Annotated in this window: 9 protein-coding genes; 2 read left to right on the forward strand and 7 right to left on the reverse strand. The window is 43.0% G+C overall.

All coding sequences use genetic code 11. The annotated features are described in order from the left end of the window. Nucleotides 1-53: 53 nt before the first annotated feature. On the reverse strand, nt 54-1,682 hold the full coding sequence (locus AC04Q1_RS14430; protein WP_478365293.1) for a Na+/H+ antiporter: 1,629 nt from the start codon (nt 1,680-1,682) through the stop codon (nt 54-56). A gap of 471 nt (nt 1,683-2,153) precedes the next feature. On the opposite strand from AC04Q1_RS14430, the gene AC04Q1_RS14435 reads away from it, so the two are divergent. Beyond that, a complete protein-coding gene (locus AC04Q1_RS14435) occupies nt 2,154-2,972 on the forward strand; it encodes an alpha/beta fold hydrolase (RefSeq protein WP_478365294.1) in 819 nt (272 codons plus the stop codon). A gap of 524 nt (nt 2,973-3,496) precedes the next feature. Here AC04Q1_RS14435 and AC04Q1_RS14440 read toward each other — a convergent pair. From AC04Q1_RS14440 to AC04Q1_RS14465, 6 genes are all read right to left on the reverse strand, one after another. Continuing rightward, nucleotides 3,497-4,438, reverse strand: coding sequence for a hypothetical protein (locus AC04Q1_RS14440; protein ID WP_478365295.1), 942 nt, complete (start codon nt 4,436-4,438; stop codon nt 3,497-3,499). Between the two features lie 33 nt (nt 4,439-4,471). Next, on the reverse strand, nt 4,472-5,680 hold the full coding sequence (locus AC04Q1_RS14445) for a DUF4998 domain-containing protein (protein WP_478365296.1): 1,209 nt from the start codon (nt 5,678-5,680) through the stop codon (nt 4,472-4,474). An 11-nt stretch (nt 5,681-5,691) separates the two neighbouring features. Beyond that, a complete protein-coding gene (locus AC04Q1_RS14450) occupies nt 5,692-6,963 on the reverse strand; it encodes a DUF5000 domain-containing lipoprotein (RefSeq protein WP_478365297.1) in 1,272 nt (423 codons plus the stop codon). A gap of 11 nt (nt 6,964-6,974) precedes the next feature. After that, entirely contained in the window at nt 6,975-8,900 is a 1,926-nt protein-coding gene (locus tag AC04Q1_RS14455; protein ID WP_478365298.1) for a RagB/SusD family nutrient uptake outer membrane protein, read from the reverse strand. A gap of 11 nt (nt 8,901-8,911) precedes the next feature. Next, nucleotides 8,912-12,154, reverse strand: coding sequence for a SusC/RagA family TonB-linked outer membrane protein (locus tag AC04Q1_RS14460; protein WP_478365299.1), 3,243 nt, complete (start codon nt 12,152-12,154; stop codon nt 8,912-8,914). A gap of 139 nt (nt 12,155-12,293) precedes the next feature. Then, complete coding sequence (locus tag AC04Q1_RS14465) at nt 12,294-13,703, reverse strand: alpha-L-fucosidase (RefSeq protein WP_478365300.1); 1,410 nt, start codon at nt 13,701-13,703, stop codon at nt 12,294-12,296. Between the two features lie 237 nt (nt 13,704-13,940). Here AC04Q1_RS14465 and AC04Q1_RS14470 point away from each other — a divergent pair, with 237 nt between their 5' ends. Beyond that, a complete protein-coding gene (locus tag AC04Q1_RS14470; protein WP_478365301.1) occupies nt 13,941-15,374 on the forward strand; it encodes an ATP-binding protein in 1,434 nt (477 codons plus the stop codon). The last annotated feature ends 10 nt before the right edge of the window (nt 15,375-15,384 follow it).

Raw genomic sequence — 15,384 nt, forward strand, 5'->3', positions numbered from 1 at the left:
AATCTCTCCCGACATAAGTCACATTATGCCAAACCTTATTGATGCAAAACCATTTAGCCATTACTTTTCAGTGTCATTTTACCATGCAGAATTTTAGTGTCCGATAAATCGATTTGCATTTCCTGTTTCCTGATGACCTCATCGCTAAAGCCTTTTTCCCTTCGGATTTTATGCAGCTCCTGACGTTGTATATGATAAATATCTTTTAAAATATGGTTATACACTTCCATCTCGGCATTTTCGATTGCTTCGCATTCCATCGACTCCAGCCTTCTGGATGCATGGTTCAAACTGTTTTCGAGTTCATTTTTTAAACCTTTAACCAAAGCAATACCCTCAGTTTCTTCCATAAACTTTTCTTCCAGGCGGTTCAAGGAAACCTGTAAAAGACGTAGTTTAATGCTGGCTTCTTGCTGTTCATCGGGCATCAGTGCGTCGATTTCATCAATACGAAGCGCTTTGATGATGTATGGTAAAGTAAGTCCCTGAAAAACCAGCGTCACCAAAATCACCACAAAGGTGATAAAGATGATGAGGTTACGGTGCGGGAAATTAATATGAGCCGCAGTAGTAAGTGGCAATGAAAGCGCTGCAGCCAAAGAGACTACGCCGCGCATGCCGGCCCAACCAATAATTAAAGGGCCCTTCCAGCCGGGATGTGCTTCACTCCTTCTCACCTTTACGGATAACCACCTCGGAATAAAGGCTACAGGATAAATCCAGGCAATACGCAGCACGATCACCAGCGCACTAATGATCAGTCCATAACCACAGGCTTGCCAAAGTGAATAACCTTCTAAGCCAGCCATAATTACAGGCAGTTCTAAGCCGATCAGGATAAATACAAAAGCATTGAGAATGATAGCCAATGTGGCCCAAACATTAATGGCCTGCAGGCGGCTTTGCCCGTCTGCAAAAATTTCGTGCGAACGATAAGACAAGAACAAACCACCGCTAACCACGGCCATCACACCCGAAAAATGGAACTGTTCTGCCGCCAGGTACATAAAATATGGCGAAATTAGAGTAATGGCCGCGTCGATACTTGGTGTAGTAGGTAAAAACCGGTGGATAAGGTACACTACATGCGCTACCGCCAAACCGATCACAATTCCCATTAAGGTACTTAAGAAAAAGTCGCCAGCCGCACTTGAAAGTGAAAACTGACCCGTAATCACCGCAGCTAAGGCAAAACGGAGAACAATTAAACTGGATGCATCGTTAACCAAACTTTCACCTTCTAATATTGTTGTGATGCGTTTTGGAATCTTTATATTTTTAAGTACCGATGTGGCCGCAATCGCATCGGGTGGAGATACAATCCCACCTAAAAGAAAGCCCATGGCCAATGTAAAACCCGGGATCATGGAGGAGCTTAAAAATGCGACCGCCAGCGAGGTGATGATCACCAAACCAAAGGCCAGCAAACTGATTGGTCTTTTAAAACGCCAGAAATCGTTCCAGGAGGTATACCAGGCGGCTTCATAAAGTAAGGGCGGTAAAAATATCAGAAAGATTACTTCAGGATCAATCGACATAGCGGGAATGCCCGGGATATAACTGATTCCCAAACCTGCCAGCACTAAAAATATGGGATAGGAAATTTTTACCTTTTGCGCCAACATGATTAACAGGAAAGCTACTGAAAGTAAAATAATAAACTGAAGAAGGGTATAATGCATGGCTTTTTTTCAACAAAGGGTAAACCACAAATATAATCAACAAATAATCAGTTATTTGAGCTTAAAAAGCCTCATATTTCAACAAAATAACTGACGAGATAACGTGATTTTACCTTAAATAACAGCTGAAACGGGCTAAAACATCGTTAACCTGTAAATTAAATTACAACAGAAACTTCTGCTTCAACCTGCTGTTTTATCCAATACAAGTATTCTGTGCATAAAAACATTAGCAATAATTGGTTCTACCAGATAACTAACGTAAATTAACGAAATAACGCAAATAAATAATTAAAAAACAAATGCTAAATATCTATAAATCAAAAACTTAATTAAATGGATCACAAATTGTAATATGGCAGTAAGAAACTTAACATACAGTGTAGTGATCACTTCAACATCCGTTTTTAATTTTGGGTGATTCGCAAAAACTGTTTTAAACAATTAAAATTAATCTAATAAAAAAAAGCTATGAGTACCATTAAAGTAAAAGACGGAACTGAAATTTATTACAAAGATTGGGGAACGGGACAGCCAATTGTTTTTCATCATGGATGGCCATTATCAGGTGATGACTGGGATGCACAAATGATGTTTTTCCTAAAACAGGGATACCGCGTGATTGCGCATGACCGCCGTGGGCATGGTCGCTCAGGACAAAGTGCTAATGGCAATGATATGGATACTTATGTAGCCGACATTGCAGAACTCACAGCAGCACTCGATCTGAAAGATGCCATTCACATTGGCCACTCAACCGGTGGTGGTGAGGTAATCCGTTACGTTGCAAAACACGGGAAAGGCCGCGTGGCCAAAGCTGTATTGATCAGTGCAGTAACGCCGATTATGATCCAAAACGAAAGCAATCCGGAAGGGGTGCCTTTGGCTATATTTGATGAAATCCGCCAGGGTACCGGTTTTACCAGGGCACAATATTTTTACGATTTTCCGGTAGCATTTTATGGCTGGAACCGTGAAGGTAAAACCGTTCAGGAAGGTATAAAACACAACTGGTGGCGCCAGGGCATGATGGGTTCTGTATTGGCGCATTACGAAGGTATAAAAGCATTCTCCGAATCAGATTTCACAGAAGATTTAAAAAGTGTAGAAATTCCGGTATTGGTATTACATGGAGAAGACGACCAAATTGTTCCCTTTAACCAGGCGCCTAGAGCGGCTAAATTATTGCCAAACGGAAAATTGATTTCTTATCCAGGTTTTCCTCATGGTATGCCAACTACTGAAGCTGACACGATTAATAAGGATCTTTTGGCTTTTATTAAATCGTAAATACCCAATTAACCACTGATGCGCACAGATAAACACAGATGTTTGTCGGTGCGCATTTTTTGTTTGTAAAAAATAAAGGAATTGGGGTTGAGGGTTCAAAATATCATCATTGTTTGAATGCCTGCAATTGTATTTAAAAAGGTCCTTCGACAGGTATCATTTATGCGTCTCTGGAAAAGTCGTCCTCTCGACTGAAGCACCGCGGAATGGAGAGATCTATGAGTAATATCAAATTTGAAAATAGATTTCTCGGCTTCGCTACACTACGCTCGAAATGACGACACTCCGAGACCATTTACTTACTAAAATAGTATCGTCTAGATTCGATTGCTTTATAAATAAAACATAGGTTGGGTATCCGCCGCAACCTATGTTTTGACCAAATTAAATCAGCTATTGATAAGATCAATCTTAACTAAGCTGGTTTATGACCGGTCCTCACCGGTATCTTATCCATTCATGATTTATCAAATCCATGATTTAACAAAGTCGTCAATGGAAATATTTTATATGATTTTTTGTGCTTATCTGGAACTATTTTCTGTCCTATAAGGCAGTTTCGGAAAATCCTTTTGTGCTTGCTTAAACTGAAGATCGTACTCCATTGGCCAACCAAAAGCCTTTGTTGCGACATCCTGTAGGTTTACGCCAGCTGCGCCACTCCAGAAATGTACAAACTCACCGTAGTTGAGCTCTCTCTTAAAGCGGCCGTTTTTGTTTTTAGGAAAATTTATCGCCAGGAGTTCAAAATACCTGTTCAACACTTTTCCTTCGCCATATTTGCTATAAATAGGAAAAAACCAATTCTTGAACCATTGTGTACCTGATCTGGGAAAATCGTCATACTGGGTCTGCATCTGTGTAAATACCCTATTGGCCTCGTCGCTCATGCCTATATTCTTAAGTACATCATAATTGAAGATTTCCATAAACTTGCTATCGCCCCACAGTACATCCGATGGCGAACCCTTTGTACCGTGACTGGCGCTGGTTACGATATGTCCCATTTCGTGGATCGGCATACCAATCTGTTCTCCGCCTGGGTTGTCCCATTGCGCTAAACCACAATCGATAACGTTTCTATAATCATGGCTCGCATCAAAAAAGGGCGATGGGTGACCTCCACCATAATCCTTTCCCATTGCGCGGTGCAGGATCACATACAGTTTAGGATCCGGTCCGAATTCTCCATAATTCCGCTTCACATAGGCCCAGCAATCTGCCATTATAGCGATCGGCCATTTAACATTGGCGGGCATATTTTTATCGTAAAAAACAGCCACATTCGCATTGCTCTCTACCAATTTTAGATTCTCCTGATGTTCGAACCAATGTTCCTTCCAAACCGAATCAGGGGTGCTTTTTGTTTTGTTGATTTGATTCTTCGCTTGTGCATTGGATCTTGAAACTAGTCCCAATAAAAAAATTGGGACCAGTACATAAATGATAATTTTAGTTTTATTCATAATTTTATTTTCCCTCCATTGTACAGGAGAAACCTATTTATTCCAGAAGGACACTTCGCTAATATTGCTATAATTGGGATCACCACTGGCTACCTGAATTACCCGGATACGGATATAGCGAATGGCAGGCAGCCCATCCGGAAGGCTCACTTTAAATGGCGCTGATCCATCATCCGAACGTTCAACCGTTTTAAGCAGTGTCCACCCTCTTCCTATCGATTCCGCTGTCCAGCCGGCAGAATTACCTGGCGACTGTGTTTCTGCACCGGTAAGATCGGCGATTCCCCAGATCTCAAATTTGGTGGGATTATTACAACAATCGCGGCCTATGATCTCGAACTGTGCCAGGTTCGTAATCGCTTTGCCCATATCAAAAGTGAAGTGATGTGGAAGCGGCGTCTTATCGTCACTATGGAAAATATCCGGATATCCGGTAGGCGCTTTATTGCCATTCCACAGTTTCGATAAAGAGGTTTCCCCTGAATAAGTCCCCACATCATTGGCCAGTTTCAAAGGACGGAACAGCGATTTATCCACAGGTACCATGATATTGGTCAAAGAGTCAAAATCTGCAGTATAAAAAGTATCAATTGCAGATTTTACAGGCACATAGGCCGACTTGAAATAAATTTTTGTACCAGATTTGTAGTCGGCCAGCCTGATCGAATTTGCATCAGGGCTTAACGAACTTTTATGAACGGTGCCATCTTTATGAGTGTAACGTATTTCTGTCGCGATGTTGATGGTATCTGGTTTTTCAAAGTTAAGCGTGATACCGGTGTCATCGAGTTGATATGGATCTGCTGACACCAGAAAGCGATTGGTTAAACTCGATTTATAACTATCACCATACACCTTTACATTGCTGATCTGAACGGGCACAGATTTATTGCCGGCCTTATCGTAAGAGTAGATGGTAAAGGAATAATTGTATTCCACCAGTTTAGGAATGATTACCGATACATCAGTAATGGCGCGGTCAGGAGCCGCCATTTCCAATGAATCTGCAGAATTGTTCCAGAATATTTTGTAACGGGTTACACTTGGATCAGGACTGGCCTTCCAGTTCAGTTTTACCCTGTAATTACCGGGGGCTGCCCCAACCTTGCCTGGAAAGCCTGGGTATACGCGCTCTTTTCCTTCGAGATATTTTCTGTAATCAAGCGCATCCTTGCTACAGCCGAAAAGCACTGCAATGGTCATAAAAACCAGAATTATGCTGTTTATATGTTTAGTTGTCATCTGTATAAATTTTAGTTGGTGTTTCCCCAGAAAGATAATTCCATCACGTGGGCAAAATCTGCATTGCCCCAGGTAGAGTTTACAGCCAGCCTGATAAACCTTACCTTCGGAATATCAAGGGCAATGTTAAACTCAAACCCAGCTTTAACTGCAGCAAGATCTGCCGGAGTAGTTTGCCCGGGTGCATTGCCTGAAGGTGGTGGCGGACAGTTGAAATTGCCCAGATTGATCCAGTCGCCAACAACGGTACCTTTTGCTGATGTAACGGGCAATTCGATATCCGTAGGTGCGGCTTTGGCCGATCCCCAGAGTGTCCAGGCTTTAGGGTTACCATGGTTATAAGAATAATCGTTTCCATAGGCTTCCCCCCTTTCCCATATCTTATAACGGCTGAGCTTGGTGAGCACGCCCATATCGAAAGTACAGAGCTGAAGTGGCTTACCATAACCCGCTTCTGTGTGCCATCCCGGATCTGAGGTATTGTTGTCCCAGAGTCTGGTGGTATTCCATCCCAATGATATGGCACCTAGAGGTGAATCAGATGGTAGTCTATATTCACTAAACTGTGCTTTTGGCACCATAATTTCGAAAATGGGACTGATCGATTTATACAAAGTATCAGAGATATTTCCCCATCTATCGGTCACATATACCCCAAAATCTCTTTTTAGCGTATCGAATCCCCTTACGCTGAAATTGATAGTTTCGGCTTCGGTATAAAACTGTTCGATAGGCAGCATTTTTCCAGTGGTTTTATCATTCGAAATCACGATTACCCCAATTGGTTTTTTAGCAGGATTACTGGCTGTTACATTCACCCCACCAAAATCGGCCTGAAGCTGTACAGTAGGATAAACCGCCAGGTAAGATGGCGTTGCCGGGCGGACACGTACCTGTACAGGATCACTTTTTACATTTGCACGCGATACTGCATAAAGGGTAACCTCATAATCTTCGCTTTTTTCAAAGCCATCTACCCTGATCGTATCGCTATAATAAGAAGACTTGCTCTGCCTTACGGTTCGCGAATTGATCCGGTATTCGGCCTGAACATAAAGCAGGTTTTCCGAATTGGGCAGGACATAAGAAATTACCGCCGCACCAGCCAGGTTTTCTACTTTTACACCGGTAAGTGCGCCAGGTTTTGTCATATCTGTCGATACCACCTCATTAAAACCTTCGCTTTCTTTACATGAATAAAGTGAGGAGGCCATTAGTAACAACGCAAAAAACTGCATAGTACAAAGCCTGTTATATATTTTTGAGCTAATTTTCATCATCATCTATTTAGAGTTTACCAATAAGGATTTTGAACCAGGTTCGGATTTACGATCAGGTCGTTGTATTTCAGCGGCCATAAATAGTCTTTCAGGCCAAATACCGGAATCACCAGGTTGCGCTGACGGTAATACCCCTCAGGCGTAGTATCCTGAATGTTCCAACCCTGGAGCGGTTTGCTCAACACATCCTGCATCACCTTCCATCGCCTTAAATCCCAGCCAATCCTTCCTTCGAAACAAAGCTCAATACGGCGTTCCTGCTGAATGATCGCTCTGAGGCCATCTTTACTCGAAGCCTTTCCAGGATTTGTAGAGTATGATGCCCAGGATTCTTTCACGCCTTTTAAACCTGCACGTGTGCGTACCTTATCGATATAAGTATATACATCTGCCGAAGGACCGTTTACCTCATTAAGTGTTTCTGCATAAAGCAAATAAAGTCCGGCGAGCCTGATCAGTGGCATTCTAAAACCTGTTTGAGTAACTTCTGTACCAAAAACCGATTGATAGTTTACCAGTTTACTCGGCCAGTATCCCGATACGTTAACCCTGATATTATCTTTCGGACCAGCAAGGGAAGTTCCGCCTCGGGCCTGTACATACAACATGTTTTCCGGATCGGTTTGTCCGTTGCCAAAAAAGCAACTTCCATCAAATGATAAGTCGGCATAAAACCGGGGCTCCCGATCCATGTGCATTTTAATGGTCTGATAACCACTTTTTAAATAGTATTTACTTTCGGCAGGTACTGCAGCAACGGCGTATCGTCCTCTATAATCGTAGCCAGCATCTTCAGCCATGGGAACGCCGTTTTTCGAGTAGAACAGCTCGGCCATACCAATAGGTACCGCAAAATTGCCCGGTGCACCGCCCATGTTCTGTACCATGGCATTGGTAAGTCTTGGCATCGCCATCGATTGCAGCCCAAATTCAGGGTTAAGTGCCCAGATGACTTCCGGATTTTTTTCCCAGTTCTCGGTAATGCTCTGCCTGATGTCCATCACGGTTTTCAATGCGGGAGGTATGGTTGGTAGATTGCCCGGAGAGGTAAAACGGTAAAGAGAAAGATTGCTTTCCTCGCATGATTTTACGGCTGCCTGGCAGGCCAGCATCGCCTTGTTCCACTTTTCTGCACTAAAAGCAGCCGGGAACAGATTGAGACCATCTTTGTCTTTAAAGCTGATATAATCTGGATTTCCATTAAAAAAGGGACTGGCCTGTGTAGTCAGCACCTCAGCCTTAACCGACAGGGCAATGTTCTGCGTAATCCGGCCTAAACTCCTTGCCGGATCCTGTATGGTGCGTGGAAGATCGGGCGTGGCCTCATCCAATAAGGATACAATATAGGCAAAGGCTTCGTCAACCGGGGCACGTTTCACCCTTACCTCATCTGTGCCGGCATCTATCGGTAAATTCTGTTTAATCAATGGAATCGGGCCATACATCCTTAACAGATAAAAGTGGTAGTAGGCCTTTAAAAACTTTACCTCGGCAATCCAGCGGTTGCGTTCAAATTGGGGCAGATCTTTCGGACGGTCGATATTCTCCAGAAAAATATTACACCGTCTAATGGCTTTAAAAATGGGCTGACCAAGCTGTTCTCCATCCCAGTAATTTAGTGAGGGGTTATCCGTAGTTTGTACGCCCCTGATCAGGTGAAAACCTTGTTCTGCATCTCTGCTACCCAATGTAGCCTCGGTTAAGGTATTGGGGAAATAAATCTCGCCAGAAGTGGTAAAGGCAGCATCGTTATTGGATGGCCCCATATTCTGTATCGTAGAATAACAGGTAAAAAGGTAGTTTTCGGCCTCGTTTCTATTTCTGAAAGCATAATCGATGGTGGCCACGTTATCTGGCGTTACATCCAGGTATTTCTTGCAGGAAAGGGCCATTCCCGAAATCACCACAAGAAGTATGATAAGTTTAAAATTGAATTTCATTACAGGTCTGCTTATAGGTTTACATTGATTCCGATGTTATACACTTTCTGAATCGGATAGCTGAAGCCATTAGAGGCCAGTTCCGGATCCCAGTCTTTAAACCTGCTCCAGGTAAGCGGATTTAAAGCGTTGAAGTAGATCCTGCAGTTAGACAGAAATGCTTTTTTTGATAACTTATCAGGGAAAGTATAACCGATTTCTACCGACTTCAACCTAATAAAAGCACCATCGCGCATCCACCAGGAACTGGTTTGGAGGTTATTGCTGATCTCAGAAGAGGTGGTTCCCAAACGCGGATATTTGGCATACAGATCCTGGTTCTCTTCTGTCCAATGGCTATCGGCAAATGGCTGAAGCACCTGTCTGTTCTCCAAAAATGGACTAACCTGTGAAGGATCGATAAAGAAACTTGTACGGCCTACCCCTTGAAAGAATAGGGAAAGATCGATCTTTTTGAATCCCATCGATAAACCCGCACCATACACAATCTCAGGTGTTGAAGGCAAACCGATAAAAACCTGATCCGCTTCGGTGATCTTTCCATCATTGTTAACGTCGGTATATTTGATATCGCCGCCCTTAGGCGCAGATGCTCCGGCACCAAAAAGCTGGGTTGGCGAAGCTGCAGCCTCCTGGTCATCAACAAAAAGACGCTCGGCAATGTAACCCCACCTTACTCCAATTTTCTGTCCGGAGAGTATTCTCCATGGTTCTTTATAGGCTGGTTGTTCGTATTGGCCGTATTTATTCTGCGAAAAGGTAAAGTTCATCCTTCCCGACATCCAAAATCCACCCCTGAAGGTTTTACTATAATCAGCAGAAAAATCGATCCCCCTCGAATCGGCGGTACCTAAGTTTGCGCTCACACCCGATTCCAATCCCATACTGGTAGGAATAGAGGCACGTTCCATTAGGATGTTATAACGGTGTTGCTTGTAAACCTCTGCAATGATGTTCAGGCTTTTAAATAAGCTGATTTCCAGTCCGATATTGGTCTGTCTGGAAGTTTCCCAGGTAACCGCATCGTTGGCGTAATTGGTAATGCTCACCCCTGGCCTGGTTACACCGTTGGTTTGCCCGAAATAAGCCGGATTACCACCATTCAGGTTTACGTTCGACAGGTAAAAGAAACGTTGTGCACCAATGGCATCATTACCCACCAAGCCATAACTTGCCCGCAGTTTAAGTTTATTTACAGCCTCTTTCAAGCCGCCATTCCAGAATTTTTCATTCGAAATAACCCAGGATCCGCCTATTGTAGGAAAGAAACCAAACCTGTTTTTCTCCGCAAAACGTTCCGATCCGTTGTAACCAAAGTTAAACTCAGCAAAATAGCGGTTATCATACCCATAACCTAATCTTCCAGATAGGCCTACGTTCCGGTAAGGAAGTGAATATTGAAGGCTTGATAAGCCTGTAGCCGGATCGATCGCATTGGCATATAAACGTTGTTGCCTGGTTGCGATAACTGTACCGCTGATGTTATGTTTACTACCGAGCTGCCTAGAGTAATCGACAACGCCCTGCATGTATACAAATGTATTGATGTCCTTAAAGCCCGGCTCAAAGCTCAGGTATTCTGAAGCCTGGCCCGGTTGGTTGTTGATCCAGTTGAGGCTGTATTGATTGCTCACCCGATCGTAAGAAGCTATGTTGTAAAAAAACGGAGAATACTGTCTCGTCAGGTCGAAATAGGAATACCTGTTGGTATTAAAGAGCCCTTTAAAGGTCAGGCCCTTTGTCAGGAAGTTCAGGTCCTGGTTCAGTTCCAGCTGTGCCGACATCCTCGATCTGGAAAAGGATTTATATCCTTTCATCATGTCGGCATAAGGGTTGGAAAAACCGACGGTATTTCCTGTTCCTTCAGTTGAGCTGTTTCCAAAAAGGATGTGCGTATCAATCCCCAATGATGGGTCGGCGGGATAAAATGCCGGAAACAATACCGGACTGGTGTGAAGCGCCTTTTTATACAGATCGGCGGAAAAAGAGCCGTCGTCCGTAATCGGGCCGTTGTATTCATCAAAAGTGCCCGAAAGCCTTAATACCACTTCTGTAGTTGGTGTTACATTAATGTTGACGTTTGAACGCAGCTGATAATTTTCAAGTTTAACGTTATTATTGAAGTTGTTTACCGGGCTCACTTTTAATATTCCGTTGTCGCGGTTGTAAGAAGTACCGATGTAATACCTGGCAATTTTCCCGCCACCACTCACACTCCCGTTGAGGCGTTGGTTATTGGTACTGGTTTTAAAAAGTTCATCAATCCAGTTTACCGCAGGATAAACATATTTGTTACTTCCCGGAGCTCCGCTCAAAGTTTGCTCGCGGTTATAAATGTCATTTTGGCTATATCTGGGTACCGCTAATGGGTTCCTTGTAGTTAAGGCCTCATTGTACATCTTCATAAAGGTAATGGGATCGGCAATTTCGAGGTTTTGCGTCGATTGAGAAATGGAATTTTCAAAACGTACGTTTACCTTCGCATTGCCTTCTACACCTTCTTTGGTAGTAACCAAGATTACCCCATTGGCACCACGGGCGCCATATAAAGCTGTTGCACTGGCATCTTTTAGTATGGAAAAACTGGCGATATCATCCACCTGCAACCTGGCCAGATCGGTTGGGGTTAGTTCAACATTATCTACCAGGATCAATGGATCTTGCTTGTAACCAAAAGTGGTTACCCCACGGATAAAAAAGGTCGAATTGTCTAATCCGGGCTGACCGCTCCGCTGATAGGCCACTACCCCTGCGATTTGCCCCGCCATAGCATTGGTCAAATTGCTTGAGGGGATCTTTAGCTTCGAAGGTGTAATGCTGGTCACCGAGCCCACCATGGCTTCTCTCCGCTCCTTCTTTCCAAAAGCGGTAACCACCACCTCAGAAAGATTGTTATCATCGGAGTGCAGGATGAGGTCTACCCTTAGTTTTAAGGGGTCAGCGACGAATGTTACCTGCCTAAAACCGACAGACGATACCACAATAATAGATTTGGCCGTCGCATTGAGCGAGAATTTACCATCGCCATCGGTAACGGTCCCCATAGTGCTCTGCCCTTTTGCCTGAAGACTAACCCCAGGTATACCTAAACCGAGCGAATCTTTAACCGTTCCGGTAATTTTGATTGTTGCGCCCTGTTGCGCATAAGTGGGGTTGCTCAGGAGCAACAAACAGGCAGCGAATACCGAGAGCAGTATCCACAGGCTTCCCAGATAAGGCATATGCCTTACCCTAGCGGTAAAATTTTGGTTCATAAAGTTTGGTTGGTTATTGTAGGTTTATTTCAAAAAATGTTTATCGGGATGCCCTGGAGTAGTCAATTTCCACTTACACCTGGTAAACAAGAGCGGTTAATAAATTAGCCGGGCCAAAATTGATCCGGCTTAAGCTATCTTATTTTCTTTCGTTAAATACGCCTAGTTCAGCAATCGTTGGCGGACTGTCAAAATCACTAATGCTTACTTTTATTTTTTCGCACCAGATGCGCTCGAACCTAAAAATGTTCACTTTTTTCTCGCCTTCATTTTTTGCGGTTAGCGCATTCCATTTGCCATTTGCATAATATTGTAAACTATAGGTAGCTTTTCGGTTATTGCCTGCGGTAAGTACCACCATATTACAAGGAACAGCTTTTTCGAAGTTCAGCTCATACCAAGGTGCTTTTACGGTAGGATTAGATGACCAGCTTGAACCGAAATCATCATCATTGGCAAAATCCATAATATTCATGTCATCACCCCAGCTACTGTTGCTTTTGATGTGCTTGGCAATATTGCTTGAAATGATCGGGGCTGCATATTGAGGGGTGCGTGGAAGACCTGCAGGTTTTTTATAGATCTGCCCCATCTCCTTAAGTGCCGCTAAAGCATTATCATCGATCAGGCCATTTTTACCTGGCGCCACATTCAATATAAAATTGCAGTAGGCACCATTGTAAGGAATGATGAATTTGTTCACCAGTTCGGGTACATTTTTTACAGGAGTTGTAGGGAAAGATGTTTTCCAGAACCAATTGGCCTGAAGCGGCAGACAGGCAAGCGCCGGAAGTTTGTTGTTTTCTTTAGAAATAAACTGACCTGCGCCCTGCTCGTAAGATTTAATATCCGTATAAAATAGCGCCTGTGTTGGGTATTTAGCCGCATTTAAATCCATTACCAAACAATTTGGCTGCAGCGATTTGATTAAATAATATATATCTTCAAAAGGCACCTGATCGTAAGAAATCCTCGACCAGGGCGCATCCCATCCATCAATAATCAAAGCAGTGATTTCGCCATAATTGGTGAGCAGTTCGGTAATCTGATCTTTGATCATTTTAACATTCGCTGGCGTAATTTGATTTGGACGGATGCCATGGTGGGTATCCAATATAGAATAATACAGCATTACCTTTAATCCGTTTTTACGGAAAGCATCTGCATATTCCTTTACCACGTCGCGTTTTAACGGCGTGTTCATTACATTATAGGCTGTAGTTTTGGTATTCCAGATCGGAAATCCACTATGGTGTTTGGTGGTCAGACAGCCATAGGTCATGTTTGCCGATTTTGCGGCCTTGGCCCACTGGTCGGCGTCGAGTTTTGGCGATTGGAACAGGGAAAGATCGGCATCAGGGTCAGACCAATCCTGATCCATAAAAGTAGGCATTCCGTAGTGGATAAACATGCCAAGCCCAAGGTCAACAAAATCTTGCTGAAGCTCGGGTAAAGGTTTATTGGCCGATTTCTGCTGGGCCATTGCCGGGTAAATAGATGTCGTTCCCGAAACGATAAGTAATAGTGATAAAATCCTTTTAAAGGTCATTTCTTTTTTGTTTGGTTATGTATTTGTGTTTTTATTTCGAAAGTTAAACTGGCTTACAGATATTTATCCTTCTTGATTGATCAGTTAAAATCCGGTTGTAGAACCCCATCTTACTTTGATTACCCAAAGCTACATGCTACATCATAGAAATTTGTCGAACGAAACCGTAACAGAAACCTAACAAAAGCTTAACGTTATGGTATTTGTGGAATAATACGTCTATTTTTAAGGGATAAAATGAAAGATCGTATATATAAGTCCGTTGTGCTGGTCAGTTTTCTGATCTTGCTCCTGGTACAGCTCAGATTAACCTATAATTCTTATGTATTGAGAGACAGAGACTATAGTTTAAAGGAAAAAACGCTGATCAACGATGAATATGGACGCAGTATATCAGAAGATAAGGTGTATAGGGGCGGTGGAAAAATCATCGATTCAATCCTCTCCAGTAATATGCCAGCGCTAAAACAAGCTTACCTCAGTAATAAAAAAGAATTTGCTAAGCTTTCTCAACGCGTGAGCAACACCCTGTTAAAAGACCTGCAAAAGGAAAGTACTATGGATAGTGTTTTCCAGTCGATCGTAAAAAGGAACGGCCTTGACAGCAACCTACAATACCTCCTTACTTTCCAGCAGATAGAAATCAACTTCGACACCAAAATCGGGAATATCACCATTTTCGACAACCATAGCCATACCGACTTTAAAGCAGCCCAAAAAACACCCTTCGGTGTGGTCATTGATGGTACCCTGGCCGATCCAAGCCTTCAGAACAGGGTAACCAATCTTTCGGTTAGCGGCAAACTGGTTTACGACTATAGAATTACCTTTAATCTTTTTGTTGATCCTCCTGGCCGCACCTTAAAAGTAGCCTATCAAATGCTGCCGACATTTTCGCTGGTCGCGCTGTGCATTATCATTATTGTGGGAATTAATTATTATACCTATATCAGCTGGATGCGGCAGAAAAAAGAAACTGATGTTAAATCGGATTTCCTGAACAGCATCAAACACGAATTTAACACCCCAATTACCACCATATTGGTGGCCAGTAAAAGCCTGCATGAGGATGAGGTGCTTAATGACCGGACTCGTGTAAAAACATTAGTACATATTGTAGAAAGGCAGGCCCGAAGACTTCATTCGCACATTAACCAGATGCTGGAGATTTCGGAAATCAACAACAACATCAATTTAGAAGAAACTGACCTCAATTATGAAGTGCTTACCCTGGTTAACGATTATAAAATAAAACTCCAGGCACCCGATAGCCTCACTTTCGATCCTCATGGCTCGGAAATATTGATCATGATCGATCCTTTTGTGTTTACGACTATGTTGCAGAATATCCTGGATAACGCCTTTAAACATAATCATAGCGATGTTAAAATGACCGTGCTTTTCATTACAAGTCATAAGGGCGGTCATACGCTCCATATTAAAGACAACGGGAAGGGAATTGATGATGCTGTAAAAGAAAAAATATTTGATAAATTCTTCCGTGGGGGTAAGGACAGTACCATTTCGGGCCTCGGGCTTGGGCTGTATTATGTTAAACAATGCCTGGATATTCATGGCTGGGAAATCAGCGTGAGAACAGAACCGGGGAAAGGGACTGAATTTCTGGTACATATACCTGCCGGGCAAATGTTGGACAGTACAAATCATTAAATCGAAAGAA

It is taken from the genome of Pedobacter humicola (genome assembly GCF_056490705.1).

Excerpts from the sequence above, each read along its gene's own strand:
- AC04Q1_RS14435 (WP_478365294.1), top strand. The coding sequence starts at position 2,154 with ATGAGTACCATTAAAGTAAAAGACGGAACTGAAATTTATTACAAAGAT.
- AC04Q1_RS14470 (WP_478365301.1), top strand. The coding sequence starts at position 13,941 with ATGAAAGATCGTATATATAAGTCCGTTGTGCTGGTCAGTTTTCTGATC.
- AC04Q1_RS14445 (WP_478365296.1), bottom strand. The coding sequence starts at position 5,680 with ATGACAACTAAACATATAAACAGCATAATTCTGGTTTTTATGACCATT.
- AC04Q1_RS14460 (WP_478365299.1), bottom strand. The coding sequence starts at position 12,154 with ATGAACCAAAATTTTACCGCTAGGGTAAGGCATATGCCTTATCTGGGA.
- AC04Q1_RS14430 (WP_478365293.1), bottom strand. The coding sequence starts at position 1,682 with ATGCATTATACCCTTCTTCAGTTTATTATTTTACTTTCAGTAGCTTTC.
- AC04Q1_RS14450 (WP_478365297.1), bottom strand. The coding sequence starts at position 6,963 with ATGATGATGAAAATTAGCTCAAAAATATATAACAGGCTTTGTACTATG.
- AC04Q1_RS14465 (WP_478365300.1), bottom strand. The coding sequence starts at position 13,703 with ATGACCTTTAAAAGGATTTTATCACTATTACTTATCGTTTCGGGAACG.
- AC04Q1_RS14455 (WP_478365298.1), bottom strand. The coding sequence starts at position 8,900 with ATGAAATTCAATTTTAAACTTATCATACTTCTTGTGGTGATTTCGGGA.
- AC04Q1_RS14440 (WP_478365295.1), bottom strand. The coding sequence starts at position 4,438 with ATGAATAAAACTAAAATTATCATTTATGTACTGGTCCCAATTTTTTTA.